36 protein-coding genes are annotated in these 25,611 nt (G+C 53.8%); 31 read left to right on the plus strand and 5 right to left on the minus strand.

Annotated features, from left to right (window positions below; all coding sequences use genetic code 11):
- Nucleotides 1–17 precede the first annotated feature (17 nt).
- On the minus strand, nucleotides 18–638 hold the full coding sequence (locus TA5113_RS00610) for a TIGR02466 family protein (RefSeq protein WP_058313889.1): 621 nt from the start codon (nucleotides 636–638) through the stop codon (nucleotides 18–20).
- Nucleotides 639–827: 189 nt separating this feature from the next.
- On the opposite strand from TA5113_RS00610, the gene TA5113_RS00615 reads away from it, so the two are divergent.
- The 17 genes from TA5113_RS00615 to TA5113_RS00695 all read left to right on the plus strand — a co-directional run bounded on the left by TA5113_RS00615 (nucleotide 828) and on the right by TA5113_RS00695 (nucleotide 8,561).
- The gene (locus TA5113_RS00615; RefSeq protein WP_131726397.1) at nucleotides 828–1,151 is read left to right on the plus strand and encodes a hypothetical protein; all 324 of its coding nucleotides are present in this window, start codon (nucleotides 828–830) and stop codon (nucleotides 1,149–1,151) included.
- Nucleotides 1,148–1,822 carry an HTTM domain-containing protein gene (locus TA5113_RS00620; protein ID WP_058313887.1) on the plus strand — a complete coding sequence of 225 codons (675 nt, stop codon included), beginning with the start codon at nucleotides 1,148–1,150 and terminating at the stop codon, nucleotides 1,820–1,822. The genes TA5113_RS00615 and TA5113_RS00620 overlap by 4 nt, the downstream gene beginning before the upstream one ends.
- 193 nt (nucleotides 1,823–2,015) lie before the next feature.
- Nucleotides 2,016–2,216, plus strand: coding sequence for a 50S ribosomal protein L29 (gene rpmC, locus TA5113_RS00625; RefSeq protein WP_058313886.1), 201 nt, complete (start codon nucleotides 2,016–2,018; stop codon nucleotides 2,214–2,216).
- Between the two features lie 12 nt (nucleotides 2,217–2,228).
- Nucleotides 2,229–2,459, plus strand: coding sequence for a 30S ribosomal protein S17 (gene rpsQ / locus TA5113_RS00630; protein WP_058313885.1), 231 nt, complete (start codon nucleotides 2,229–2,231; stop codon nucleotides 2,457–2,459).
- A gap of 91 nt (nucleotides 2,460–2,550) precedes the next feature.
- Entirely contained in the window at nucleotides 2,551–2,919 is a 369-nt protein-coding gene (gene rplN / locus TA5113_RS00635) for a 50S ribosomal protein L14 (protein ID WP_058289473.1), read from the plus strand.
- A 1-nt stretch (nucleotide 2,920) separates the two neighbouring features.
- Nucleotides 2,921–3,232 carry a 50S ribosomal protein L24 gene (gene rplX / locus TA5113_RS00640; RefSeq protein ID WP_058313884.1) on the plus strand — a complete coding sequence of 104 codons (312 nt, stop codon included), beginning with the start codon at nucleotides 2,921–2,923 and terminating at the stop codon, nucleotides 3,230–3,232.
- Nucleotides 3,225–3,785, plus strand: coding sequence for a 50S ribosomal protein L5 (gene rplE, locus TA5113_RS00645; RefSeq protein ID WP_058313883.1), 561 nt, complete (start codon nucleotides 3,225–3,227; stop codon nucleotides 3,783–3,785). Before rplX ends, rplE begins: the two co-directional genes overlap by 8 nt.
- 17 nt (nucleotides 3,786–3,802) lie before the next feature.
- A complete protein-coding gene (gene rpsN / locus TA5113_RS00650; protein WP_058313882.1) occupies nucleotides 3,803–4,108 on the plus strand; it encodes a 30S ribosomal protein S14 in 306 nt (101 codons plus the stop codon).
- Nucleotides 4,109–4,120: 12 nt separating this feature from the next.
- Entirely contained in the window at nucleotides 4,121–4,513 is a 393-nt protein-coding gene (rpsH, locus tag TA5113_RS00655) for a 30S ribosomal protein S8 (protein ID WP_058313881.1), read from the plus strand.
- Between the two features lie 11 nt (nucleotides 4,514–4,524).
- Nucleotides 4,525–5,058: a 50S ribosomal protein L6 gene (rplF, locus tag TA5113_RS00660; protein ID WP_058313880.1), complete on the plus strand. Its 534-nt coding sequence runs from the start codon at nucleotides 4,525–4,527 to the stop codon at nucleotides 5,056–5,058.
- An 11-nt stretch (nucleotides 5,059–5,069) separates the two neighbouring features.
- Nucleotides 5,070–5,429: a 50S ribosomal protein L18 gene (gene rplR / locus TA5113_RS00665; RefSeq protein WP_058313879.1), complete on the plus strand. Its 360-nt coding sequence runs from the start codon at nucleotides 5,070–5,072 to the stop codon at nucleotides 5,427–5,429.
- A gap of 117 nt (nucleotides 5,430–5,546) precedes the next feature.
- Nucleotides 5,547–6,110: a 30S ribosomal protein S5 gene (gene rpsE / locus TA5113_RS00670; RefSeq protein WP_058313878.1), complete on the plus strand. Its 564-nt coding sequence runs from the start codon at nucleotides 5,547–5,549 to the stop codon at nucleotides 6,108–6,110.
- A gap of 12 nt (nucleotides 6,111–6,122) precedes the next feature.
- Entirely contained in the window at nucleotides 6,123–6,311 is a 189-nt protein-coding gene (gene rpmD, locus TA5113_RS00675) for a 50S ribosomal protein L30 (protein ID WP_058313877.1), read from the plus strand.
- Nucleotides 6,312–6,467: 156 nt separating this feature from the next.
- Nucleotides 6,468–6,857: a COG4315 family predicted lipoprotein gene (locus tag TA5113_RS00680; protein ID WP_082625788.1), complete on the plus strand. Its 390-nt coding sequence runs from the start codon at nucleotides 6,468–6,470 to the stop codon at nucleotides 6,855–6,857.
- Between the two features lie 79 nt (nucleotides 6,858–6,936).
- Entirely contained in the window at nucleotides 6,937–7,437 is a 501-nt protein-coding gene (locus tag TA5113_RS00685; RefSeq protein ID WP_165589367.1) for an RNA polymerase sigma factor, read from the plus strand.
- Nucleotides 7,434–8,189: an anti-sigma factor family protein gene (locus tag TA5113_RS00690; protein ID WP_058313875.1), complete on the plus strand. Its 756-nt coding sequence runs from the start codon at nucleotides 7,434–7,436 to the stop codon at nucleotides 8,187–8,189. Before TA5113_RS00685 ends, TA5113_RS00690 begins: the two co-directional genes overlap by 4 nt.
- A 156-nt stretch (nucleotides 8,190–8,345) precedes the next feature.
- On the plus strand, nucleotides 8,346–8,561 hold the full coding sequence (locus TA5113_RS00695; protein ID WP_058313874.1) for a DUF1127 domain-containing protein: 216 nt from the start codon (nucleotides 8,346–8,348) through the stop codon (nucleotides 8,559–8,561).
- Between the two features lie 159 nt (nucleotides 8,562–8,720).
- Here TA5113_RS00695 and TA5113_RS00700 read toward each other — a convergent pair whose 3' ends face one another.
- The gene (locus TA5113_RS00700) at nucleotides 8,721–9,260 is read right to left on the minus strand and encodes a hypothetical protein (RefSeq protein ID WP_058316569.1); all 540 of its coding nucleotides are present in this window, start codon (nucleotides 9,258–9,260) and stop codon (nucleotides 8,721–8,723) included.
- Between the two features lie 187 nt (nucleotides 9,261–9,447).
- Here TA5113_RS00700 and rplO point away from each other — a divergent pair, with 187 nt between their 5' ends.
- The 8 genes from rplO to rplQ all read left to right on the plus strand — a co-directional run bounded on the left by rplO (nucleotide 9,448) and on the right by rplQ (nucleotide 16,758).
- A complete protein-coding gene (gene rplO / locus TA5113_RS00705) occupies nucleotides 9,448–9,921 on the plus strand; it encodes a 50S ribosomal protein L15 (protein ID WP_058313872.1) in 474 nt (157 codons plus the stop codon).
- A 110-nt stretch (nucleotides 9,922–10,031) separates the two neighbouring features.
- Nucleotides 10,032–11,396: a preprotein translocase subunit SecY gene (secY, locus tag TA5113_RS00710; protein WP_058313871.1), complete on the plus strand. Its 1,365-nt coding sequence runs from the start codon at nucleotides 10,032–10,034 to the stop codon at nucleotides 11,394–11,396.
- A complete protein-coding gene (locus tag TA5113_RS00715; RefSeq protein ID WP_058313870.1) occupies nucleotides 11,393–11,968 on the plus strand; it encodes an adenylate kinase in 576 nt (191 codons plus the stop codon). Before secY ends, TA5113_RS00715 begins: the two co-directional genes overlap by 4 nt.
- Before the next feature lie 187 nt (nucleotides 11,969–12,155).
- The gene (locus TA5113_RS00720) at nucleotides 12,156–14,018 is read left to right on the plus strand and encodes a cation:proton antiporter domain-containing protein (RefSeq protein WP_058313869.1); all 1,863 of its coding nucleotides are present in this window, start codon (nucleotides 12,156–12,158) and stop codon (nucleotides 14,016–14,018) included.
- A gap of 254 nt (nucleotides 14,019–14,272) precedes the next feature.
- Nucleotides 14,273–14,641 carry a 30S ribosomal protein S13 gene (gene rpsM, locus TA5113_RS00725; protein WP_058313868.1) on the plus strand — a complete coding sequence of 123 codons (369 nt, stop codon included), beginning with the start codon at nucleotides 14,273–14,275 and terminating at the stop codon, nucleotides 14,639–14,641.
- Between the two features lie 14 nt (nucleotides 14,642–14,655).
- Nucleotides 14,656–15,045: a 30S ribosomal protein S11 gene (gene rpsK, locus TA5113_RS00730; protein ID WP_058313867.1), complete on the plus strand. Its 390-nt coding sequence runs from the start codon at nucleotides 14,656–14,658 to the stop codon at nucleotides 15,043–15,045.
- Nucleotides 15,046–15,160: 115 nt separating this feature from the next.
- Nucleotides 15,161–16,177: a DNA-directed RNA polymerase subunit alpha gene (locus TA5113_RS00735; protein WP_058313914.1), complete on the plus strand. Its 1,017-nt coding sequence runs from the start codon at nucleotides 15,161–15,163 to the stop codon at nucleotides 16,175–16,177.
- A 161-nt stretch (nucleotides 16,178–16,338) separates the two neighbouring features.
- On the plus strand, nucleotides 16,339–16,758 hold the full coding sequence (gene rplQ / locus TA5113_RS00740) for a 50S ribosomal protein L17 (protein WP_058313866.1): 420 nt from the start codon (nucleotides 16,339–16,341) through the stop codon (nucleotides 16,756–16,758).
- A gap of 55 nt (nucleotides 16,759–16,813) precedes the next feature.
- Here rplQ and TA5113_RS00745 read toward each other — a convergent pair whose 3' ends face one another.
- Nucleotides 16,814–17,590 carry an enoyl-CoA hydratase-related protein gene (locus TA5113_RS00745; RefSeq protein ID WP_082625787.1) on the minus strand — a complete coding sequence of 259 codons (777 nt, stop codon included), beginning with the start codon at nucleotides 17,588–17,590 and terminating at the stop codon, nucleotides 16,814–16,816.
- Nucleotides 17,577–19,226, minus strand: coding sequence for an AMP-binding protein (locus TA5113_RS00750; protein WP_058316582.1), 1,650 nt, complete (start codon nucleotides 19,224–19,226; stop codon nucleotides 17,577–17,579). The genes TA5113_RS00745 and TA5113_RS00750 overlap by 14 nt, the downstream gene beginning before the upstream one ends.
- A 244-nt stretch (nucleotides 19,227–19,470) precedes the next feature.
- On the opposite strand from TA5113_RS00750, the gene TA5113_RS00755 reads away from it, so the two are divergent.
- Entirely contained in the window at nucleotides 19,471–20,085 is a 615-nt protein-coding gene (locus TA5113_RS00755) for a YitT family protein (protein WP_058313864.1), read from the plus strand.
- A 71-nt stretch (nucleotides 20,086–20,156) separates the two neighbouring features.
- On the opposite strand, the gene TA5113_RS00760 is transcribed toward TA5113_RS00755, so the two are convergent.
- Entirely contained in the window at nucleotides 20,157–20,546 is a 390-nt protein-coding gene (locus TA5113_RS00760; RefSeq protein WP_058313863.1) for a thiol-disulfide oxidoreductase DCC family protein, read from the minus strand.
- 162 nt (nucleotides 20,547–20,708) lie between these two features.
- Here TA5113_RS00760 and TA5113_RS00765 point away from each other — a divergent pair, with 162 nt between their 5' ends.
- From TA5113_RS00765 to TA5113_RS00785, 5 genes are all read left to right on the plus strand, one after another.
- Nucleotides 20,709–22,091, plus strand: a complete 1,383-nt coding sequence (locus tag TA5113_RS00765) for a trypsin-like peptidase domain-containing protein (RefSeq protein ID WP_058313862.1) — start codon at nucleotides 20,709–20,711, stop codon at nucleotides 22,089–22,091.
- A gap of 2 nt (nucleotides 22,092–22,093) precedes the next feature.
- On the plus strand, nucleotides 22,094–23,410 hold the full coding sequence (locus tag TA5113_RS00770; protein WP_058316571.1) for a replication-associated recombination protein A: 1,317 nt from the start codon (nucleotides 22,094–22,096) through the stop codon (nucleotides 23,408–23,410).
- Nucleotides 23,411–23,519: 109 nt separating this feature from the next.
- Nucleotides 23,520–23,897 (plus strand): fluoride efflux transporter CrcB, encoded by a 378-nt coding sequence (gene crcB / locus TA5113_RS00775; protein WP_058313860.1) that lies wholly within the window; start codon nucleotides 23,520–23,522, stop codon nucleotides 23,895–23,897.
- Entirely contained in the window at nucleotides 23,894–24,940 is a 1,047-nt protein-coding gene (locus tag TA5113_RS00780; protein WP_058316572.1) for an RluA family pseudouridine synthase, read from the plus strand. The genes crcB and TA5113_RS00780 overlap by 4 nt, the downstream gene beginning before the upstream one ends.
- Complete coding sequence (locus TA5113_RS00785; RefSeq protein WP_058313858.1) at nucleotides 24,937–25,608, plus strand: HAD-IA family hydrolase; 672 nt, start codon at nucleotides 24,937–24,939, stop codon at nucleotides 25,606–25,608. Before TA5113_RS00780 ends, TA5113_RS00785 begins: the two co-directional genes overlap by 4 nt.
- Nucleotides 25,609–25,611: the final 3 nt, after the last annotated feature.

Raw genomic sequence — 25,611 nt, forward strand, 5'->3', positions numbered from 1 at the left:
AAATTGCCCGGCATGTTTCATTCCCATTTGTAATTGAAGCTGACCGAGATGCGTTCGTCTTCGGCCATGTTCATCGGCACTTCATGGCGCAGCCAACTTTCCCAAAGCAGCACGTCCCCCACATCGGGTTCCATATAGATGAAGTTCTTCATCTCTCGGCGCGCACCTTTTAAACGTGCCGGTGCCCCCATCATCATCGCGTGGCGTGGATCTTCGAGCTTCAGCGCGCTGGTGCCCTCGGGCATCGAGACATAGGTTGTGCCAGAAATCACCGAATGCGGGTGGATATGGCTTCCATGAGAGCCGCCCTCTGGCAGGATGTTGATCCAAAGGTCTTCTAACTTCAATGTGCCTTGGCCCAGATCAAATTCCAGGTCTTTGGCAAATGCGTTCACGTGTTGATCCAGGACTTTCACCAGATCTGCAAAGATCGGGAAGCGCCAAGGCAAATCTGTGAGCGAGGCGTAGGATGTATAGCCCGGATAGCCATTCTCCTCGCACCATTCTTGGCCTGCGTCATCATCTTCTGCGATGACAATGCAGGAATTCTCTAGCTCTTGCGCGTCGATGGCCGGTTGGAATTCGGACAATTGCGCACGGTAGAGGCGGGTGACGAAGAGCGATTCAATCTGTGACATAGGGGTTCTATAGCGCGGGTGAGGGCGGCGGAAAACCTTTGCTTTGCCCCTATCTTTAAAGCTGCTGAAATCGCGGGGCGGTAATCATTGGGCATGTTACGACGCACGATTGATTTGCTTTTGCCCGCGCTGTTCCCGAGTTGGCGGTTTTTTCAACAGGTGGGGCCTTCGCCGAGGGTGGAGTATCGGGTGCTGCGGGACGATCAGAAAACGGATTGGGCGGAGAGCCATCCGATCCCCGATCACGTGGGCCCCTTGCAGATGCTGCGTCGTATGTTCTGGAACCCGGAACGCAATACCCAGCTATATATGGTGGCCTTGGCGGAACGGTTGGTATCGGGATTAGTCGATCATTCGAAAGCAGAGTTGAACAGGCTGATTGCTGAACGGCTAGATGAGCATGACGGGCAATTGCAGTTTCGCCTTGTCTTTATGACGTCAGAGGCGGCAGGGATCACGGGAACGGTGGTCTATGAAAGCGAGCTGCAGGACCTTGCGGAGCTGCGGGCATGAGCTTTGAAGCCATGTTGCGTTTGAGCGAGGTGCTGCTTGCGCTTGTCGTTTTGCAAACAGCGCTAGAGCATTTCTGGCAGGGACGGGATCGTGCGCTTTATGCGGCACGGATCGCTCTTTGTCTTTGGGTTCTAGGCGGCTGGCATGCGGGGATTGCAATCGGTGGACTGTGGATTTCGAGTCTGATCCTGCTGCATCGCTTTGGCGGGCCTTACAATGGCGGGGCGGATAAGATGACGATCTTGATCACGACCTGTCTGAGTGCGGCGCATCTTTTCCCGGATTGGGCCGAACTGGCGATGGCCTATTTGGCGGTGCAGCTGGTGCTGTCCTATTTCGTTTCGGGCTACGTAAAGATCAAAAACCCTGACTGGCGGTCGGGGCAGGCTTTGATCGATGTGTTTCGCTTTTCAGCCTATCCGGTTTCGGAACGGCTGCGGGGCTGGGCGGGTCAGCCGAGAGTGCTTTGGTTGATGAGTTGGAGCGTGATTGGCTTTGAGGTGATCTTTCCGTTGACCCTTCTGCATCCGCTCGCGCTCTGGATTGGGATGGCGGTGGCGGCGACTTTTCACTTTGCCAATGCCTGTTTGTTTGGACTCAATCGGTTTTTCTGGATATGGATCTGCGCCTATCCGAGTTTGATTTGGTTCCAGGAGAGAGTGTTGGGCTGAAGTCCAAATTGCTTAAGAAAATATAGAGATTTCTTGAATCTTTCCCTTGCTCTAACCCCGTAACACTCCTATAGAGGCGCATCTCACGATTCCCGGCGACGGGATTCGTGTGTTTTGTTTTGGTCCACCAGATCAAAGGGTCACCCTGAACATATCGTCAGGCGCCCTCTGGTGTAAGAAAGGAATAGGCGAAATGAACGCCAATGAACTTCGCGAGAAGTCCGCAGATCAACTGCGTGAGGAACTCGCAAACCTGAAAAAAGAAAGCTTCAATCTGCGCTTTCAACAGGCAACCGGTCAGCTGGAAAACACTGCAGGCATCAAAGCGGCGCGCCGCAACGCTGCACGCGTGAAAACCATCCTGAACGAAAAAGCCGCGCAAGCCGCAGAATAAGGAGCTTGAGATATGCCTAAACGTATTCTGAACGGCGTTGTCACAAGCAACGCAAACGAACAGACCGTAACTGTATCTGTAGAGCGTCGCTTTACACACCCAGTTCTGAAGAAGACCATCCGTAAGTCCAAGAAATACCGGGCTCACGATGAGAAGAACGCTTTCAACGTTGGTGACAAAGTCAAGATCATTGAGTGCGCACCAAAGTCGAAAACGAAACGTTGGGAAGTTCTGGAAGCTTAAGTTCAACTTAGCTTCCCGGACGACTTAACAAAGTCGAAACCCTGGGAACAAATGGCACGCATCGCCGTTCCCAAAGGTCGGGAGAAACCACATGATCCAGATGCAAACAAACCTGGATGTTGCTGACAACTCTGGCGCTCGCCGAGTTCAGTGCATTAAGGTACTGGGTGGCTCCAAGCGTAAATACGCTTCTGTAGGTGACGTTATCGTCGTCTCAGTTAAGGAAGCCATTCCACGTGGTCGCGTTAAAAAAGGTGACGTCCGTAAGGCCGTTGTCGTACGCACCGCAAAAGAAGTTCGCCGTGAAGACGGTACAGCGATCCGCTTCGATCGCAACGCTGCAGTGATCCTGAACAACTCAGGTGAGCCAGTGGGTACACGTATCTTTGGCCCAGTTGTTCGTGAACTGCGCGCAAAGAACTTCATGAAAATCATCTCACTCGCGCCGGAGGTGCTGTAAGATGGCTGCTAAGCTGAAAAAAGGCGACAAGGTCGTCGTATTGGCCGGCAAGGACAAAGGCAAAGAGGGTACAATCTCTTCCGTTGATCCTAAAGCGGGCAAAGCAGTGGTAGATGGCATCAACATGGCCGTCCGTCACACCAAGCAGACCCAGACATCTCAGGGTGGCCGCCAGCCAAAGGCGATGCCAATCCAACTGAGCAACCTGGCGTTCCTGGACGCAAACGGCAAAGCGACACGCGTTGGCTTCAAAATCGAAGGCGACAAGAAAGTGCGTTACGCCAAGACTACAGGAGACGTGATCGATGCTTGATAACGCTGATTACACACCACGTCTGCAGTCTCTGTACAAAGACAGCATCCGTGCCGCTCTGAAAGAAGAGTTTGGCTACAAGAACGACATGCAAATTCCAAAACTGGAAAAAATCGTTCTGAACATCGGTTGCGGTCGTGCGGCTGTTAAAGACTCCAAAAAAGCCAAGTCCGCGCAAGCAGACCTGACTTTGATCGCTGGTCAAAAAGCACTGACAACCAAGGCAAAGAACTCCATCGCTGGCTTCCGTGTTCGTGAAGACATGCCAATGGGTGCTAAGGTTACTCTGCGCGGCGAACGCATGTACGAATTCCTTGATCGTCTGATCACCATCGCGATGCCACGTATCCGTGACTTCCGTGGTGTAAAGCCATCTTTTGACGGCCGCGGCAACTTTGCCATGGGCCTGAAGGAACACATCGTCTTCCCAGAAATCGATTTCGACAAAGTCGACGAGAACTGGGGCATGGACATCGTAATTGCAACCGACGCAAAAACCGACGCTGAAGCAAAGAGCCTGTTGAAAGCTTTCAACATGCCATTCAACGCTTAAGCGCGGGAGAGGATATCATGGCTAAAAAATCTATGATCGCACGCGAGAAAAAGCGGGAACGCCTGGTTGCTAAATACGCTGCCAAGCGCGCTGAGCTTAAAGAAATCGCAAACGACGAAAGCAAGCCAATGGAAGAGCGCTTTAAAGCGCGTCTGAAACTGGCAAAACTGCCGCGCAACAGCTCGGCTACTCGTCTTCACAACCGTTGCCAACTGACTGGCCGTCCTCACGCTTACTACCGTAAGTTGAAGGTCAGCCGGATCGCGCTTCGGGAACTGGGCTCCAATGGCCAGATCCCAGGCATGGTTAAATCTAGCTGGTAAGGAGAGAACATTATGAACGATCCTATCGGTGATATGCTGACACGCATCCGCAATGGTCAGTTGCGCGGCAAGTCCACAGTGTCTTCGCCTGCGTCTAAACTGCGCGGCTGGGTTCTGGATGTATTGGCTGACGAAGGCTACATCCGCGGCTACGAAAAGACGACTGGTAACGACGGCCACCCGGCTCTCGAAATCAGCCTGAAATACTACGAAGGCACCCCTGTTATTCGTGAAGTGAAGCGGGTTTCTAAACCTGGCCGTCGCGTATACATGGCTGTCAATGACATCCCAACTGTCCGTCAGGGCCTGGGTGTGTCGATTGTCTCCACCTCTAAAGGTGTGATGTCTGATGCAAACGCTCGTGCCAACAATGTTGGTGGCGAAGTGATTTGCACGGTCTTCTAAGGAGAAGCTGAATGTCTCGTATTGGTAAAAAACCGGTCGAGCTGCCAGCAGGCGTTACTGCCTCTGTCTCCGGCCAGACCATCGAAGTGAAAGGTCCAAAAGCGACCCACAGCTTCACCGCAACCGACGACGTGACACTGACTGTCGAAGAGAACACTGTAGTTGTTACTCCTCGCGGTAAGTCCAAGCGTGCGCGTCAACAGTGGGGCATGTCCCGCACTGTTGTGCAAAACCTCGTCACCGGCGTAACCGAAGGCTTCAAGAAAGAGCTGGAGATCGTTGGTGTTGGTTACCGTGCACAAGCACAGGGCAAAGTCCTGAAGCTGTCTTTGGGCCTGTCTCACGACGTTAACTTCGAAGTTCCAGAAGGCGTAACGGTCACTGCACCTAAGCCAACTGAGATCATCATCGAAGGCACCGATTCACAACTCGTTGGTCAAGTCGCGGCAAACATCCGCGAATGGCGTAAGCCAGAGCCTTACAAAGGCAAAGGCATCAAATACAAAGACGAGTATATCTTCCGCAAGGAAGGTAAGAAGAAGTAAGGACCAGCAAAATGGCAAACAGCAAACGGGAACTGTTCCTAAAGCGCCGCCTGCGCGTCCGGAACAAACTTCGCAAGGTCAACGTTGGCAAGCTTCGCTTGTCCGTGAACCGCTCGAACAAGAACATCAGCGCTCAGCTGATCGACGACGTTCAAGGTATCACCCTGGTATCTGCTTCCTCTTTGGAAAAAGATCTGGGCGTTGTTGGCAAAAACAACATCGAAGCAGCGACCAAAGTTGGCGCGGCAATCGCAGAACGTGCAGTCAAAGCTGGCCACACCGAAGCGTACTTCGATCGCGGTGGTCGTCTCTTCCACGGCAAAGTGAAGGCTCTGGCCGACGCTGCGCGTGAAGGTGGCCTGAAAGTCTAAAGACTGTGGAGGACGGTCTCGTCCTCCCGATGATCCGGGTCTGGTTGGCCTCGCTGACCAGACACCAGGATTGGATTTAACGGCGCCTATACGCGCCAGAAATTAAAGGAATGCCAAATGGCAGAACGTGAAAATCGTCGCGGCCGCGGTCGTAAGCGCGAAGAGGAAACTCCAGAATTCGCGGATCGCTTGGTTGCGATCAACCGTGTGTCTAAAACCGTTAAAGGTGGTAAGCGCTTTGGCTTCGCTGCTCTGGTTGTTGTTGGTGACCAAAAAGGTCGCGTAGGCTTCGGCAAAGGTAAAGCGAAAGAAGTACCTGAGGCGATCCGCAAAGCGACTGAGCAAGCAAAACGTCAAATGATCCGCGTCCCTCTGCGTGAAGGCCGTACTCTGCACCACGACATCGAAGGTCGTCACGGCGCAGGTAAAGTCATCATGCGGACAGCACCTGAAGGTACTGGTATCATCGCCGGTGGTCCAATGCGTGCGGTATTTGAGATGCTGGGTGTTAAAGACGTTGTCTCTAAGTCCATCGGTTCTCAGAACCCATACAACATGATCCGCGCAACCATCGACGGTCTGAAAGGCGAAGCAAGCCCTCGCCAAGTGGCTGCTCGTCGTGGCAAAAAAGTTGCTGACATCCTGAAAAAGGAAGAAGCACCTGCGGAAGCAGAAGCGTAAGGAGAGCGGACAATGGCTAAGACTATCGTTGTAAAACAGATCGGTTCTCCGATCCGTCGTCCAGCTGATCAGCGTGCAACTCTGATCGGTCTGGGTCTGAACAAAATGAACAAGACCCGTGAACTGGAAGACACACCATCCGTACGTGGCATGATCAACAAGATCCCACACATGGTAAAAATCATCGAAGAAAAAGACTAAGTCTCTTTTCGCTTAAAGCATTGAAAACGCCTCCGGATTTTCGGGGGCGTTTTTATTTTTATACTTTTTGCATTTTTTCGGGAATAAAACCCGCATTGGCTTCGTAGGTCTCATAGCTGCTTCATGCAGATGACCCATTTTTTAGGAGCTAACACAATGAACCGTTTTTTCACTATGACCGCTGCCGCAACCGCCGCTTTGACGTTGGCTGCATGTGACGCTTATGCCGCTGGCCATGCGTCTTCCGATGTGAAGACCTCTGACGCGGGTTACTTCACCGACGGCCATGACATGACCCTTTATACCTTTGACAAAGACGAAGCCGGAAAATCCAACTGTAATGCGGGCTGCGCCAAAGCTTGGCCTCCGCTGCTGGTAGAAAGCGATAAGCCACTGCCGGAAGGTTTCAGCGTGATCAGCCGCAAAAACGGCGACCAGCAGATCGCTTATAAAGATCAGCCGCTTTACCTTTGGATCCAAGACAAAAAGCCGGGCCAAACCACTGGTGACGGCGTCCAAGGTGTTTGGCACATTGCAAAACCTTAATTGAACTCAAAAAACCGGCTGGTTTCCTTAAGCCAGCCGGTCCATGCTCTTTCCATTGTTTCAGTACGGGTTTTTGCACGTGTCTTTTGATCACCAATTGAAAGAAGCCCTGCCGCATTTGTGGCGTTACGGTTTTTCGCTGACCCGAGATCGGGTGCAGGCTGATGACCTGGTGCAGGACAGTGTGGAGCGTGCGTTACGCAAGCGGAAGCTTTGGGATCAAAGCCAGCCGTTGAAACCTTGGGTGATGAAGATCCTTCTGAACGTCTTTCGGGACCGCTTTCGCGCCCGCAATCGCTTGGCAGAGGTGCCCTTTGAACCCGAATACAGCGGCAGTGTTGAAGATCGCTCCGTTGAGGATAGATCAGAATTGAACGCCGTTGTGGCGCGCATGCAGACCCTGCCCGAAACCCAGTTGCAAGCCTTGCAGCTTGTGGCGTTCGGCGGGCTGACATATGCGGAATGCGCCGAGGTGCTCGGTGTGCCGACTGGTACCATATTGTCGCGTGTGGCTCGCGCCCGTGCGAAACTAAACGAAGATGCCGCTAAAGCCGCCCCAACCTTAAGGAGCGTCACATGACAGACTTCAAAAACGACGAAGAACGTCTTTCCGCCTATTTAGACGGAGAAATGACACCGGAAGAGCGGGCGGAGTTCGAAGAGCGTTTGGAGAATGACCCTGCGCTGGCCGACCGCGCGGCTGGGTGGGGCAATACCGACGAACTGTTGCAATCCCTCGTGCCGATGCCGTCTGAAACTCACATGCAAGGATTGATGGCGGCGAATTCTCCGTCAGAACCGCGCTGGGCCAAGCGCCATATCGCCGCTGCGTTGCTGACTTTTGTGATCGGTGGGGCAGGGGGCTATGGGGCCCATCAAATGGTTGCGCCGGACCCGCAAATCCTTGTTGTGCAAGCCACTATGGACGCAACTGCCGCGCATAGGCTTTTCACCGCAGAGGCACGTCACGCCGTAGAAGTGCGCGCGGAAGAAACAGATCATTTGGAAACGTGGCTTGCCAAGCGCATGGGGCGAGAGATGACCGTGCCGCAGCTTGATGACCACGGTTTCACATTTGTGGGTGGTCGTATGCTGCCCTTTGATGACAAGGCCGCTGCGCAATACATGTATGAGACCCCGGAAGGGGAGCGCCTGACGCTGTTTATGGCGCGTACGGATGAGGATGTGCAGACGTCTTTCCGGTTCTTGAAGGACCAGGATCTCAACACAATTCGTTGGCAGGAAGGTCCTTGGGTCTTTGTGGTGATTGCACCACTTGAGAAAGAAGAGCTCTCGCCGATTGCCACCAAGATGCATGACACGCTGATCTGAATGCGGTTGCAGCATGCGCTATGCTGCACGTGCATAACGGCCAGACCATTTTGTGCGTTGTTTGCGATAACAGCGCGGCCTAGATGTGTTTCACGAGGAGATTGAGAATGAAACCTCGGGGAATAGGCCCCGAACCCTCTATAAGGAAACGAAAAAATGGCAACAGTCGCTAGCACTTCTTACACAGCAATCAGCTTCGCAGATCGCATCCGTGCCGCTTACGCAGACTTCAAAGCCGCACGCGACCTGCGCGCAAAATACGTCGAAACCGTTCGTGAGCTGGAAAGCCTGGACAATCGGGAACTGACCGATTTGGGTATCTCTCGCTACGACATTCGCGGTATCGCACAAAAGCACGTCTACGGCACTTAAGCCACTTACCGACGTCAGAGAATTTCACGCCTCCCAATCCGGGGGGCGTTTTGTTTTTTGGGGCGACTAAGTTGCGTGAAGGGCGGCCCCTGACCCTGTGTGGGGGTGAAGCCCCCTCCCACTTATCAAAGAATGTGGGAGGCTCGGCGGCTAGAGAGCTTAATTCAAATTGAGTTGTTCGGAGTAGTGTACGCCAAAAGGAAGTAAATCCCCGAACCCCCAAATTAGCGTTCCAAGCCATGCCATAACAAGGGAGGAACGGCGGTAATAGGTTTCGGTTTTGTCGAAATCTATATTTGCAATGTGCAAACCAAATCGATTTACCGCGTCACCCAATCGCTCACCGATATTTTGAAGCCTCACTATATCACGTGGCTCCGCGTCACGATAAGATGACGGCAGGTGGGTTGAGAAATTAATGGATTTGTCAACGTAGTCTTCAAAGCGGGCCTTAAGTTTCGCAGGTCTCTCGAGATAATCAATCGAAGCAATTATCACCAATAGACTGCCCGCTCTTGCAAAGTTTGCGCCATCTCCCGACCTTATTGCCCAAATAACACCTGCGCAGACGAGTAGGGCTGCGATTGTCCACACTGCGACTATTCTCAAATTGGGAGTTACAAAGAGCATGTAGACTATAATTTTTCTTCGCTCATGTATCAAAAGGGAAGCGGCGCTTCTTCGAAATGAAATTTTCATATGTGTAGTCTTTCCGGTGCTTGGCGGATAAAATTTCTTGTTACCTCAAATTACAATCAGCTTGATTGCATTGCCCAGAGCTTTTATACGCCCCCAGTGGCCTCAATCGCCACAGAATCACAAACCAAGAAAAGCCGTGTTTGGCCCGCTTACGCTTCAGGGGTCAGTTCCGGCAAGGAGAAGCGATATGAAACTGCATGAATTGCGCGACAACCCAGGCGCCGCTAAGAAACGTACCCGTGTTGCACGTGGTCCGGGTTCCGGCAAAGGTAAAATGGGTGGCCGTGGTATCAAAGGTCAGAAATCCCGTTCCGGTGTTGCGATCAACGGTTACGAAGGCGGCCAAATGCCTTTGTACCAACGTCTGCCTAAGCGTGGCTTCAGCAAGCCAAACCGCAAGGCATTTGCCGTTGTAAACCTGGGTCTGATCCAGAAATTCATCGACGAAAAGAAACTGGACGCATCCGCACCAATCACCGAAGAAGCACTGGTTGCTTCCGGTCTGGTTCGCCGCGTGAAAGATGGCGTGCGTGTTCTGGCAAAAGGCGAAATCACCGCCAAAGCCAACATCGAAGTCACTGGCGCGTCCAAGTCCGCCGTTGAGGCTGTTGAAAAAGCGGGTGGCTCTCTGAAGGTCACATCCGCGGCAGCGGCTGAATAAGAGGTTGTGAGCGGTCGCTGGACCGCTTACATACACTCTGAGTTTTCCAAAAGACGCCGCCAGAGCTGGGAAACGCTCTTGGCGGCGTTGTCATTTGAAGAGAGATCCGAATGGTATCTGCAGCAGAGCAAATGGCGGCCAACACAAGCTGGGCCGCGCTTGGTAAAGCGACCGACCTTCGCAACCGCATCCTGTTCACCATCGCGCTTTTGATCGTTTATCGTTTGGGCACCTTTATTCCGGTGCCAGGTATCGACGCAAACGCGCTGCGTGAGTTCATGGAAGGCGCGGCGCAAGGCATTGGTGGCATCCTGACCATGTTCACCGGTGGCGCATTGGGCCGCATGGGGATCTTTGCTCTGGGTATTATGCCGTATATCTCGGCATCCATTATCGTTCAGCTTCTGACGTCGATGGTTCCAGCTTTGGAACAGTTGAAGAAAGAAGGCGAGCAGGGCCGCAAGAAGATCAACCAATACACACGTTACGGTACGGTGCTTTTGGCGACGCTACAGTCCTATGGCTTGGCTGTATCTCTGCAGTCAGGTGATCTTGTTACCGATCCGGGTCTGTTCTTCATCGTGTCCTGCATGGTGACTTTGGTGGGCGGCACCATGTTCCTGATGTGGCTGGGTGAGCAGATCACCGCACGCGGCATCGGCAACGGTATCTCTTTGATCATCTTCGTGGGCATTATCGCAGAACTTCCAGCGGCGCTGGCACAGTTCTTTGCATCCGGCCGTTCCGGCGCGATCAGCCCTGCGGTGATTGTTGGCGTGATCTTCATGGTCATCGCGACCATCGCATTTGTGGTCTTCATGGAGCGCGCGCTGCGTAAGATCCACATTCAATATCCGCGCCGTCAGGTGGGCATGAAAGTCTATGACGGTGGCTCTAGCCACTTGCCTGTTAAGGTGAACCCAGCGGGTGTTATCCCTGCAATCTTCGCGAGCTCTCTGCTGCTTCTGCCGACGACGATTTCTACGTTCTCTGGCAACCAGACCAGCCCGCTGATGTCGACAATCCTGGCCTATTTCGGACCGGGTCAGCCGCTCTATCTACTGTTTTTCACAGCGATGATCGTGTTCTTTGCGTTCTTCTATACCTTCAACGTGTCTTTCAAAGTCGACGATGTTGCAGACAACTTGAAGAACCAAAACGGCTTTGTACCGGGCATTCGCCCAGGCAAGAAAACCGCAGAATATTTGGAATACGTCGTGAACCGCATCTTGGTTCTGGGTTCCGCCTATCTTGCGGCAGTTTGTCTCTTGCCTGAAATTCTGCGTGGCCAACTGGCAATTCCTTTCTATTTTGGCGGGACATCGGTTCTGATCGTGGTCTCCGTGACCATGGATACGATCCAGCAAGTTCAAAGCCATCTGCTGGCGCACCAGTATGAAGGCCTGATTGAGAAATCGCAGCTTCGTGGCAAAGGCGCCAAGAAGCGCGGGCGGAAGGGAGCCGCACGTCGATGAACATTATTCTGCTTGGCCCACCCGGCGCCGGTAAAGGTACACAGGCTGCCCACTTGGTGGAAAGCCGTGACATGATCCAACTGTCCACCGGAGACATGCTGCGCGCAGCAAAGACCTCTGGCACAGAAATGGGCAAAAAAGTTGCCGCAATCATGGATGCTGGTGAACTTGTCACCGATGAGATCGTCATCGGTCTGATCCGGGAAAAGCTAGAAGGCGACAAAAAGGGCGGTTTCATCTTTGACGGTTTCCCGCGCACGCTGACCCAAGCGGATGCTCTAGAAGACCTGCTTGAAGAAACCGGCGAAAAGCTCGATGCGGTGATCGCTCTTGCAGTAAATGACGAGGTTCTGGTGGACCGTATCGTTGGTCGCGCCGCGGAAGCGGTTGCAGCTGGTGGTACCGCTCGTGCGGATGACAATGAGGAAAGCCTCAAGGTTCGTCTGATGGAGTATTACAAAAAGACCAATGCGCTGATTGGCTATTACCATGCCAAGGGCAATCTGGTCTGGGTCGACGGTCTGGCCGAAATCGACGACGTGAAAGCTGAGATCGCTGAAGCACTGGGTTAAGACCCGATCCGATTAGTCAATTCACAAAGAGCCGGCCCATGGGTCGGCTCTTTGGATTCAGGCGACCTGTGTCCAAAAATTCTCCCAGAAATTCGCGGGGCACACCAGACCTGCGCCGAAGCACACTTTACAACACTGCTTTGGACGTGAATGCTTCGATTCAAGAAGGCCAACAGGGACGCTCCTCATGACAGATTTTCTCTTACTTGCATTCGTATTTCTTGTCGCGGGCGTTTTGGCTGTGCCGATTGCTTCGCGGCTCGGGTTGGGATCGGTGCTGGGTTACTTAATTGCGGGCATCGTGATTAGTCCAATCCTTGCGTGGTTGCATGTAGATGTGATCTCGATCCAACACTTTGCGGAGTTCGGCGTCGTGATGATGCTGTTCCTTGTGGGGCTTGAACTTGAACCGAAGCTCTTATGGTCGATGAGGGCGAAGCTCTTGGGGCTCGGTGGTGGTCAGGTGGGCATTACCGCCTTAGTGGTGATGGGCGTCGCCATGGTGCTGGGACAGCCTTGGACATTGGCTTTGGCCATCGGTCTTGTATTTGCGTTGTCTTCCACTGCGATTGTTCTTCAGACCCTTGGGGAAAAAGGGCTAATGAAAAGCGATGGCGGGCAATCCAGCTTCTCGGTGCTTTTGTTTCAAGACATCGCTGTGATCCCAATGCTGGCTTTGGTGCCTCTGTTGGCATTGCCCGAGTTGGTCGAAGCTATGTCGCACGGTTCCCATGGCGATGACGGCCATCATGGCGCATCATTGAGCTTGGTGGATGGTTTGCCCGGTTGGGGTGCGGCTTTGGTCACGCTAGGCTCTATCGCGGCGGTGATCGGGGGCGGGGCCTTCCTGACAAGCCCGATTTTCCGCTTCATTGCAGGTGCGCAGCTACGTGAGCTCTTTGTTGCGACTGCTTTGATGATGGTGATCGGCATCGCGCTATTGATGTCCTTGGTGGGCCTATCGCCTGCCCTTGGCACCTTCCTTGCAGGTGTCGTGCTGGCCAATAGTGAATACCGTCATGAGCTCGAAAGCGACATTGATCCATTCAAAGGTCTATTGCTTGGGCTGTTCTTCATGACGGTCGGCGCAGGCATCAACTTTGGCCTGCTGTTTGATAACCTTGGGACGATCGTTGGCCTAACACTGCTGTTGATCGTCGTAAAAGTCGCGGTGCTCTTCGTGCTAGCGGTCATTTTCAAGATTAGGGGATCTGACCGTTGGCTCTTTGCCCTTGGCCTCGCGCAAGCCGGTGAATTCGGTTTCGTACTCTTGTCGTTTATGGTCTCCAATGCGGTGATCCCTGCGGAGCTGGCTGACCGTCTCTTGCTTATCGTGGCTCTGTCCATGCTCCTGACACCCGCGCTGTTTATCATATACGATCAGGTCATCGCTCCGCGCTTTTCTGACGCCGAAGAGCGCGAGATGGATGACATTGCGGAACAAAGCGATATCATTATCGCGGGCCATGGCCGTGTCGGTGGGATCGTGAGCCGTATCCTGCGCGGAGCAGGGATGACACCGACGGTGATCGACTTCAGCTCAAAACAGTTGGAAATGCTCAAGGCGTTTAACGTGCAAGCCTATTACGGCGACGCAACCCGACCGGATTTGTTGCATGCGGCTGGCATTCACGATGCGAAGCTCCTGGTGGTCGCGATTGATGACAAAGAACAGATCACAGGACTGGTGCACTACGTAAAGCAGCACTATCCAAATCTACACGTGGTGGCTCGCGCCGTGGATCGTAACCACGTTTATGACCTCTGGCATGCAGGATGCCGCGATATTATTCGTGACACATATGATAGCTCTTTGCGTATGGGTCGATCGGCGATCCAAAGCCTCGGTTATTCCGAAGACCAAGCCCAACGCATGGTGGATACCTTTAACGAGCTGGACCGCAAGTCCATGCTGATTGCAGCAGACCATTACGATCCTGCTGTACCTGCGCTTGAAAATCAGGCTTACATGGGTGTCATTCGCGACAGTATTGACGAGTGGAATGCGGAGCTGGAAACTAAGCTGAAAGCGATTATGGCGGAGCGTTGAACCTTCTGAAAATGTTTGGCCATAAGGTTTTTGACCTGTGGTCCAAACTCCATTGGTTTCTGCCCTTGACCCACCCCTAAATCCCCCTTATTCAGCGCTATCTCTATTAGAGAATCAAATTCTCGTTTTTCGGGTCGCTCCCGGAAAACAGATCACCTGAATCAGCTACGGCCCGATGGCAGAAATGTCTCGGGCTTATGTTGTGAAAAAAGGTTCTGGAGCTACGGAACCGCAACAATGAAGGACTAAGACACTTGGCACGTATCGCCGGCGTTAACATCCCGACCCATAAACGGGTCCCGATCGCCCTGACTTACATCACTGGTATTGGTCACACCTCCGCAAAAGCAATCTGTGAAGCTGTTGGTATTGACGCGACTCGTCGCGTGAACGAACTGTCTGACGCAGAAGTTCTGGCTGTTCGTGAGCACATCGACGCAACCTACACCGTTGAAGGTGACCTGCGCCGTGAAGTTCAAATGAACATCAAACGTCTGATGGACCTGGGCTGCTACCGCGGTCTGCGTCACCGTCGTAACCTTCCGGTTCGCGGTCAGCGTACCCACACTAACGCTCGTACTCGCAAAGGTCCTGCAAAGGCCATTGCTGGTAAGAAGAAATAAGGGGGGCTGATTAGATGGCACGCGATAAGAGAGCGCCTAAGCGCAAGGAACGTAAGAACATCGCCGCTGGTGTTGCTCACGTGAACTCTTCGTTCAACAACACCAAAATCCTGATCTCTGACGTTCAGGGTAACGCGATTTCTTGGTCCTCTGCTGGCACCATGGGTTTCAAAGGCTCTCGTAAGTCTACCCCATACGCTGCTCAGATGGCTGCGGAAGATGCTGGCAAGAAAGCACAGGATCACGGCGTAAAAACTCTGGAAGTTGAAGTTCAAGGTCCAGGTTCCGGTCGTGAATCCGCCCTGCGCGCATTGGCTGCAATTGGTTTCAACATCACATCCATCCGTGACGTGACCCCAATCGCACACAACGGCTGCCGCCCACCAAAGCGCCGCCGCGTATAATTCGATATTTTAGGTCTGGGGCCGCGTGTTTTTTCACGGCCCCAGTTCGTCATTTTGAAACCTCGGGAGTTGGACCCTGATTGATCATGGGGGTTTGACAGGAATGGAGGGACGCATGATCCACAAAAATTGGGCAGAATTGATCAAGCCAACCCAGCTTGAAATCAAGCCGGGCAACGACCCTGCACGCCAAGCAACTGTTATTGCTGAACCGCTGGAACGCGGCTTTGGTCTGACTATGGGTAACGCGCTGCGCCGCGTTCTGATGAGCTCTCTGCAAGGTGCAGCGATCACATCCGTACAGATCGACAACGTTCTGCACGAGTTCTCTTCTGTCGCGGGCGTTCGTGAAGACGTTACCGACATCATCCTGAACCTGAAGCAGGTTGCTCTGCGCATGGAAGTGGAAGGCCCTAAGCGTCTTTCCATCAATGCAAAAGGTCCAGGTGCAGTGACTGCGGGTGATATCTCTGACTCCGCGGGCATCGAAGTTCTGAACAAAGACCATGTCATCTGCCACCTGGACGACGGCGCGGATCTGTTTGTTGAACTGACTGTAAACACTGGCAAAGGCTATGTGTCCGCAGACAAGAACAAGCCAGAAGACGCACCAATCGGCCTGATGCCAATCGATGCGATCTACTCTCCGGTCAAGAAAGTGTCTTATGACGTTCAGCCGACCCGTGAAGGTCAGGTTCTGGACTATGACAAACTGACCATGAAGATCGAAACAGATGGCTCCATCACGCCAGAAGACGCGGTTGCATTCGCAGCACGTATTCTGCAGGACCAGCTGTCTATCTTCGTAAACTTCGACGAACCAGAAGCGGCTGGCCGTCAGGACGAAGACGATGGTCTCGAGTTCAACCCACTTCTGCTGAAGAAAGTGGACGAGCTGGAACTGTCTGTGCGTTCTGCAAACTGCTTGAAGAACGACAACATCGTTTACATCGGCGATCTGATCCAGAAAACCGAAGCAGAAATGCTGCGCACACCGAACTTCGGCCGCAAATCTTTGAACGAAATCAAAGAAGTGCTGTCTGGCATGGGTCTGCACCTAGGCATGGATGTCGAGGACTGGCCACCGGACAACATCGAAGATCTGGCGAAGAAATTCGAAGACGCATTCTAAGAGCGTCTTGAACAATTCTGGCGGGGCATGTAAGTGGCCCGCCAAATGCTCGCAGGTAGCGAGGAAAACAAGGGCAATCCTGCCCCAAGGAGAGCGACCGACACGCATCGGAAGCCAGACAAAGCATCGCCTGACCAAAGGCACAAAGAAGGATTGAAATTATGCGTCACGCAAAAGGCTACCGTCGCCTCAACCGGACACACGAGCACCGCAAAGCGATGTTCGCAAACATGGCTGGTTCCCTGATCGAGCACGAGCAGATCAAAACAACCCTGCCAAAAGCAAAAGAACTGCGCCCGATCGTTGAAAAACTGATCACTCTGGGCAAGCGCGGCGACCTGCACGCGCGCCGTCAGGCCGCAGCTCAACTGAAGCAAGACAAGCACGTTGCAAAACTGTTTGAAGTGCTTGGCCCACGTTTCGCAGAGCGTCAGGGTGGTTACATCCGCGTTCTGAAAGCGGGCTTCCGCTACGGTGACATGGCGCCAATGGCGATCATCGAATTCGTAGAGCGCGACAAAGACGCAAAAGGCGCAGCTGACAAAGCGCGTCTGGTCGAAGAAGAAGCGGCTGCAGAATAATTCTTAAACACTCAGGTGTTTGATGACCCTCGCTCGAAAGAGCGGGGGTTTTTCTTTATGTGGTCCAGTTTGGCGCTCGCTTTTCCAAGAAGGCGCTGGTTCCTTCTTTCGCATCCGTGGATTTGAACCGGTCTTTCAGCAAAGTATCGTTTAATTCCCAAGGAAGTTTCTCGTGATCAAGTGCTGCTGCGTTTGCGATGCGCAATGTGTCTTCGGTGGACTGGGCAGAATTGGCCGCAATTTGTCGAGCGAGATGTTCTGTTGTCTCAGTTAACGCGTCTTTGTGCGCAACCTTGTTGATCAGGCCCCAAGCCAGCATCTGATCGGCGCTAAATTGTCCGCCGGTTAGCAATATTTCATTGGCCAACACTCGTGGAAGCCGCGCGGCAAGGCGTAGCGCGCCACCACCACCGGCAATCAAGCCGAGCTTGGGTTCTGGCAGACCAAAGACAGCACCCGTTTCGGCCACGACCAAATCACAAGCCAACATCAGCTCAAACCCGCCCGCCAATGCGGCCCCCTGAACCGAAGCAATGACTGGTTTGCGGCGAGCACGCCTAACAAACCCCGCAAACCCACCGGGGCCAAACAGAATGCGCTCACCTTCTCCATTCTGAAACGCTGCTAAATCCATTCCAGCGCAGAACACCGGCCCCGCTCCCTTAAGAATAATTACGCGCACATTTGGGTCGTTTTCTAGCTGACCCAGTGCGCTACGCATGGCGTCGCAAAGCGCCGGGTTTACGGCATTGCGTTGTTTGGGACGGTTGAGAGTGAGGGTCCCTATGCCTTGGCTTACCTCGACGAGTACGGGTCCATTATCGTTCTGCATGCGCTTCCGCTTCCGCTAATTTGCGTAACTCCGCGCGGATGATTTTCCCTGTCGTGGTCGTGGGCATTGCGTCAACAAACCGGATTATCCTTGGCGCTTCATAGGCTGCTAGCCTTGATTTAACGTGTAGTTTGATTTCTTCCGCTAAGCTCTCGCCCCTTGTCACACCTGCCGCTAGCTGGACATAGGCCGCGACAATGCTACCGCGGATCGGATCAGGTTTGGCGACGACACCTGCCAAAACCACACTTGGGTGCGTGATCAAGCAATCTTCAATCTCAGCTGGCCCGATACGGTAGCCCGACGAGTTGATGACATCGTCATCGCGCCCCAAAAAGGCAATGCGACCGCTTTCAGTTTTGGTGCCTTTGTCACCCGTCAGTAGCCATTGCACGCCGTCAACGGTGCGATACTTCTGTTGCGTTGCTTCCGGGTTATTCCAGTATCGAAGAAACATCACAGGGTCCGGAGCGCGGACGGCAATATCGCCTGGTGCACCGATGGGAAGTGAAACACCGGTTTGCTCATCAAGGACATCTACAACGTGACCCGGCACAGGGAATCCCATGATGCCCGGTTCCGAGGGCGCCAGTTCAGAACAAGAGGAAACGATCATGTTGCATTCGGTTTGCCCGTAAAACTCATTAATGTCGGCGCCCAACGCTTTGCGTCCCCATTCCAAAAGTGGCGCGCCTAAAGGCTCGCCGCCGCTCGCTACCGAACGTAGTGAAAGCGTTCTTTTTTGAATGCTCTCGTCAGCGCGCATCATTTTCAATGCCGTGGGCGGTAGAAAAGTACTTGTCACATGATGGTTTTCCATCAAATCGAAAGCTGCTTTGGCGGTGAATTTCTTGAAGCGGCACGCGATGACGGTCACCCCATGGTGTAGCGCAGGCATCAGCACATCCAAAAGACCCCCAATCCAAGCCCAATCCGCCGGTGTCCAGATTACGTCTTTTGGTTGCGGGAAGAAGTTGTGGCTCATTTCCACCCCAGGAAGATGGCCCAAAAGCACCCGGTGGGCGTGAAGTGCCCCTTTCGGGTTTCCAGTGGTTCCTGAGGTGTAGATCAAAAGGGCAGGGTCATCAGCTTTGGTTTGGGCCGGTTTGAAATCTGCGCCGCTACCCACCAAGAGATCAGCAAAATCTAGGGCATCCGGGGCCTCTCCATCGACACAATAGACCCGCTCAAGTGCAGGTAATTCGGCGCGGATTTGATTGATCTTCTTCAGGCCTTGCCGGTCCGTTACAATCACCCGGGCACCTGCGTCCTTCAATCGATGCAGCAGGGCGTCTGGGCCAAAGAGGCAAAAGAGCGGCAGTGAGATACAGCCAGATTTGCAGATTGCGATGTGACAAAGGGCGGTTTCGATCGATTGTGGGAGAAAGACTGCAATGCGGTCCCCAACTTTACTCACCGCCTGCAAGCCCTGCGCCAATCGATTTGAATCGCACTTAAGGTCACTAAATGTAATTTTCCGGGTGTCGCCAGTTTCTGCCACATCCACGATGGCGACCCGGTCAGGCCAACGCTCTGCAGGCCGATCACTGATATCGACCCCTAGGTTATAGAGGTCTGGGATTTGCCATCTGAATGCGCTGGCCATTTCCGATACGGTGGACTTACGTTCGAGCATGAATTCCCCCATAAAATGAACGATTGTTCATTTAAGGCAAAGTTGGCGGCAATCCGTGGACCTGTCAAGGATTATGCCCACTTTCTCAGGCGCGAAAAATCTCCTGGTGCACAGGCAAAAGCGATCCAAAACTGAATACAATGTAGGCCAGCAGGTCGTTCCGTAGGGGTTTTTCTTTTGAATCTAGCGGTGTAAAGGCTTGGTATTCCCGACGGAAACTTGGAGAGATGCTTTGGTAAAACCCATGTCTGTTTTTGACCTCCAGGGCTTGGCCTTTGGGGTTGTTATGACAAGCCTTGGCGTGGTTTTTTTGAAAGCCGCAGGTCTTGTGACGGGCCAAACAGCAGGGATCGCGTTGCTGTTGTCCTACGTCCTTTCAATTGGCTTCGGTCCATTGTTTTTCCTAATTGGCATTCCGTTTCTGGTGCTGGCTTGGGTCAAACGCGGTGCGGTCTTTGCCACCCGAACCATTATTGTTGTGGTTGGTATTTCAGTTTTATCTCAGGTTTTGGCCGAACTGGTTCTCTTCGAAAAACTCGACCCTTTGGTGGCCGCGATCGCAGGCGGCGCTTGCAGTGGCGCCGGCCTGATCGCGATCTTCAGGCATAATGCCTCAGCCGGTGGGATGACAATTCTCGGTATTATGCTTGAGCAGCGAACAGGTTTTAAGGCCGGTTGGTTTCAGCTTTCAGTAGATGCTTTGGTCTTCGCCGCATCTGCGCTGGTCCTAAACCCGTCGCAGCTTCTCTATTCCTTTATCGGCGCGTTGATTACCAATATGGCCATCGTCTGGAACTTCGACGTCGCCCAAAGTGGCACTGGCCGCCCCGGTTATGGCCGTGCAGCCACTAAAGACTAAACCCGTCTTCACCTTTGTAAAAATACTCTGGGGTGAAAGCGCAATCGCGCTGAGGGGCAAAGCCCCTTTGCTTACTCCGCGCCAATCAACCCTTGTGCCTTTCGGCGCTGATGACGGTTATAAATCACGCGCGCAACCACGTGGGTATATCCCCATTTTGCAATTTGATAAATGACCGGCCATCCACCGATACGCGCAGCCAATTTATAACGTGGCATCTGAGACCAAAGGGCCAAAAAGGCATCCCAGCCCACGTAAAGCGTCCCTTCATGGATGACGTGAAGCAAACGCGTCGCTTGGTCTTCGGTGACGCCCCATTCTGACAGGTCGATCTTATTTAAATCTTCAAAACCCAGATTTAACGCTTCGGACTCCGAGTATGCCTCGTAGTGGCACATTTCCGCGCTGCAGACCGGACAGTCCCCATTATACAAAGCACGGGTTTTTGGGGCAGAAGCCATCTCTATCTCATCACTTACTTGTGACCCTAAGATAGTGCTGTTTCAAAACGGGTCTAGAGCCCTGTGGCAATCTGACTGTAGGCGAAGGAGGAGAGCAGCCCCTTGCATTGCCGACGGGGGCTAAGCATATCTTTTGGCACGGTGCCAACAAAAGGACTTTCGATGTTTAGAGCCGCATTTACGTGTCTATTGCTTAGCGTCGCAACGCTGGGTTTTGCTGAAACCCGCGTGCCCCAAAACCAGCAAGAAATCCAGCTGGGTTTCGCACCGCTGGTCAAGCAAACCGGACCGGCAGTTGTGAACATCTACGCGAAGCGTGTCGTCGAAGTGCGCGAAAGCCCGTTTAGCGGCGATCCATTCTTTCAAAACCTGTTTCGGGATTTTGGCACTGCAAGGCCACGGGTGCAGAACTCCCTCGGGTCCGGGGTGATCCTTTCCTCAGACGGTATTGTTGTCTCCAACTACCACGTGGTTGGTATGGCGACGGACATTCGTGTTGTGCTGAATGATCGGCGCGAGTTTACGGCTCAGGTTCTTTTGTCTGATGAGGCCAATGACTTGGCAATCTTGCAGTTGGATGACCCAGAAGACATGCCGCATCTGCCATTGCGTGACAGTGATAGCGTCGAGGTGGGGGAGCTTGTGCTGGCCATCGGCAATCCCTTCGGTGTCGGGCAGACCGTTTCGAGCGGCATCGTTTCGGGCCTCGCGCGCACCGGCGCGGCCGCAGGGACCGGGCAGGGCTATTTCATTCAGACCGACGCACCAATCAATCCGGGCAACTCCGGCGGTGCGTTGATCGACGTGAATGGAGACCTGATCGGGATCAATACGCGTATCTTGACCCGTTCTGGCGGCAGTAATGGTATTGGTTTTGCTATCCCCGCCAACCTCGTCGCCGCCTTTGTGGAACAGGCGAAAGCGGGAAATGACCGATTTGAAAAGCCATGGGCTGGTGCATCGGGACAGCCAGTAGATGCTGATATTGCCGAGAGCCTTGGACTGGATCGGCCGGGCGGCATTTTGATTTCCGACCTTCATCCAGCAAGCCCATTTTTGGCGGCCGGGATCAACCCCGGCGACGTCATCCTGGCGGTAGACGGGCAGCCGGTTACCAACGGAGCGGAGATGATTTTCCGCATGTCTGTCGCGGGACTTGGCGGCACAGCTGAAATGGCGGGCATCCTCAGCGGTAAGCCGGGCGCGATTGACGTTGCTCTAATAGCGCCGCCAAACAGTCCTGATCGTGAGACTATTGAGACCTCGGAACAAACGGTTTTGCCGCGCATGACCGTGTCGCGCGTGAACCCGGCTTTGATCGCTGAAATCGGATTGGCGCTCAACGCAGAAGGTGTTGTGGTCGAAAGCCCAGGAGATCTAGGTGCGCGGGTCGGGTTGCGCGCTGGCGACATTATTCTTCAGATCAACGAAGACGTCATCGAGAGAACATCTGACGTCGAAGCTGCGCTTCGCGAGGTGCCACGTCGTGTCAGCATTTTGGTGCAACGGGGATCGCGTCGGGTGAATTTGCGCTTTAGACTGTAAACATGTCTGATTTGTTCGCGGATTCTGCGCCGCTACCCCTTGCACAAAACGCGCCGCGCCCGCTTGCGGATCGGTTGCGGCCTCAGTCTCTTGGCGATGTGATTGGCCAATCCCAAGTTTTGGGACCCGAGGCTCCGTTGGGCGTGATGTTGTCATCCGGTTCTCTGAGCTCGCTCATTTTCTGGGGGCCGCCCGGTGTGGGTAAAACCACCATTGCGCGGCTTTTGGCGCAAGAAACCGATCTGCATTTTGTGCAAATCAGCGCGATTTTCACTGGGATTCCCGACCTGAAGAAGGTTTTTGAAGCAGCAAAAATTCGGCGTCAGAATGGGCAGGGCACATTGCTTTTCGTGGACGAGATCCATCGGTTCAACAAAGCCCAGCAGGATGGTTTTCTGCCCCATATGGAAGACGGCACGATCTTGCTGGTTGGGGCGACAACGGAAAACCCGAGCTTTGAGCTGAATGCCGCTGTCTTGAGCCGCGCGCAGGTTTTGGTGCTAGAGCGTCTTGGTCCCGAAGATCTGGAACGTTTGGCAAAACGGGCAGAAGGTGAACTGGGTGTCTCACTGCCGCTTGATGATGGTGCACGTACGGCGCTGCTTGAGATGGCTGATGGGGATGGCCGAGCGCTGCTCAACCTCATCGAACAAGTGGCTGCTTGGAAAGTCGACGCGCCACTGACTGCGGATCAACTGTCAGGGCGCTTGATGAAGCGGGCGGCGAAATACGACAAATCCGGCGAAGAGCATTACAATCTGATTTCTGCCTTGCATAAGTCTGTGCGCGGGTCTGATCCGGATGCGGCGCTTTATTGGTTTGCGCGTATGTTAGAGGGAGGCGAAGACCCCCGCTTTCTGGCCCGACGTTTGACACGTATGGCGGTGGAAGACATCGGACTAGCCGACCCACAGGCACAGGCGGGTTGTTTGCAAAGCTGGGAAACCTATGAACGGCTTGGCTCGCCAGAAGGCGAACTCGCGCTAGCTCAGGCAGTGGTCTATGTGGCATTGGCTCCGAAATCCAATGCGGTTTACGCAGCCTACAAGGCAGCGCGGCGGGGGGCGAAGAAAACCGGGTCCGAGATGCCTCCGAAACACATCCTAAATGCGCCAACGCGGTTGATGGAGGATCAGGGCTATGGCGCGGGCTATGCCTATGATCATGACGCAGAAGATGGGTTTTCTGGGCAGAATTATTTTCCCGATAGCATGAAGCGTCCAGATTACTACACACCTGTTGAACGCGGGTTTGAGCGGGACCTCAAAAAGCGCGTTGAGTATTTTGCGAAACTGCGCGCGAAAAGGTCGGGTAGTTAGGGGCTTTGCCCCTCAGCGCTGTCGCGCTTTCACCCCAGAGTATTTTAACAAAGGTGAATGGGAGGCTGTTGCGCTTGACAAAGGGGCAGGGGCGGGTGAGAGGCAGCCGATGTTTTTAAACCTGATATATGTGGCCTTTGGCGGCGCTTTGGGCGCGGTTTTGCGGTATCTGACCGGGCTGGGCGTTGTGCGTCTGGTGGGGGCGGGTTTCCCAATGGGCGTGATCACCGTGAATGTTATCGGGTCTTTTTTGATGGGTGTTTTTGTTGTGATGGCCGCCAAACGCGGTTTGACCCATTTGAGTCCCTTGGTGATGACCGGGTTCTTGGGTGGATTTACGACGTTTTCGGCATTCTCGCTTGAGACTGTTACGCTGTTTGAGCGTGGCCAGACTGGAGCAGCGGTGGCATATATTTTGATTTCGGTTATCGGCTCAATTGCAGCTTTGGCGCTGGGCCTTTGGGTTGCACGGGGGATGTTCGCATGAGTGGTGTACAAAATTTGACTGTGTCCGCTGATGACGCAGACATGCGCTTGGACCGTTGGCTGAAGATGACGTTTCCGCAGCTTAATCAAATCCGCATTGAGAAGATGTGCCGCAAAGGCGAGTTGCGCGTTGATGGTGGGCGTGTGAAACCGGCGACGCGACTTTCCGAAGGCCAAAACGTGCGCGTGCCACCTTTGCCAGATAAAGCGCCTGAGCCAAAGCCGCGCGGCGCAGTGCACATCTCTGCCGCAGATGAAAAGATGATCCGGTCCTGTGTGATCTACCGGGATGATCACATTATCATTTTGAACAAACCGGGGGGGCTGCCGACCAAAGGGGGCAGTAAACAGACCCGCCACGTGGATGGGCTAAGCGAAGCGCTGAAGTTTGGCTATGAAGAAAAACCACGCCTAGTGCATCGGTTGGACAAAGATACCTCGGGTGTTTTGGTATTGGCCCGCAGCCGCAAGATGGCATCAGAGTTGACCACTGCTTTCCGCCACCATGCGACGCGTAAGATCTATTGGGCAGTCGTGGCCGGCGTTCCCACGCCATATCTTGGTGAGATCAAGTACGGTTTGGTGAAAGCTGCGGGTCACGGGAAGCGCGGTGAAGGCGAAAAGATGCTGGCGGTGCATCCGCGCGACGTGTCGTCTACACCCGGTGCGAAACGGGCGATCACCCAATACGCAACGCTCTACCGGGTCGCGAGCCGCGCTTCTTGGGTGGCGATGGAGCCGATTACGGGCCGCACCCACCAGCTGCGGGCGCATATGGCTGAGATCGGTCACCCGATCATTGGCGATGGCAAATACGGTGGCTCTGGGCAAGAGAACTTGGGTGATGGCTGGGGGGCGCAGCTTGGGGGGATTATCTCCAAGAAGCTGCACCTGCATGCGCGCACCATCAGCTTTGAGCACCCGGTGAGTAAACAAATTCTGACCGTGCATGCGCCATTGCCGGAGCATATTGCGCATACATTTGAGACCTTTGACTGGACCCCGGATATGGCCGCGGAAGATCCGTTTGAGGAGCTGCAATGAGCGATTTGAAGCTCGTTGTCTTTGATGTAGACGGCACGCTTATCGACAGTCAGGGACTGATCATGGCCGCGATGACTCTAGGCTTTGAAACGCAGGGTCTTGCTGCCCCAGCTCGTGAAGACGTGCTACCGTTGGTCGGTCTTTCCCTTGAAATCATCATGCCGCGATTGGCTTCAGCTCAATCGCCAGCAGTCCATGCCGAGCTGGTGGATGGGTACAAAAATGCCTTCATGGAGCTGCGCAAACGCGGCACACCGCAAGATGATATGCCGCTTTTTGATGGCGCTTTGGCTGCCGTTTCAGGGCTGCATGCGCAGCCTGAAACCCTGCTGGGGATCGCGACCGGGAAGTCCCGTCGTGGATTGGACAAAGTGCTTCAAGCCTACGACATGGAACGGTACTTTTTCACGCAGCAAGTGGCAGATCACCATCCGTCGAAACCACATCCCTCAATGCTGTCAGCATGCCTTGCGGATACAGGCGTGTCCGCTGATCAAGCGGTGATGATTGGCGACACCAGCTTTGACATGGACATGGCGAAGGCCGCCGGCTTTAAGGCAATCGGCGTCAGCTGGGGCTATCATGATCGAAATGAGCTGGCGGCAGCGGATATAGTGATCGATCGCTTTACTGACTTAGAAAACGCACTCGAAGAACTTTGGAGGTAGTCC

It is taken from the genome of Cognatishimia activa, assembly GCF_001458335.1.
Classification (GTDB): Bacteria; Pseudomonadota; Alphaproteobacteria; order Rhodobacterales; family Rhodobacteraceae; genus Cognatishimia; species Cognatishimia activa.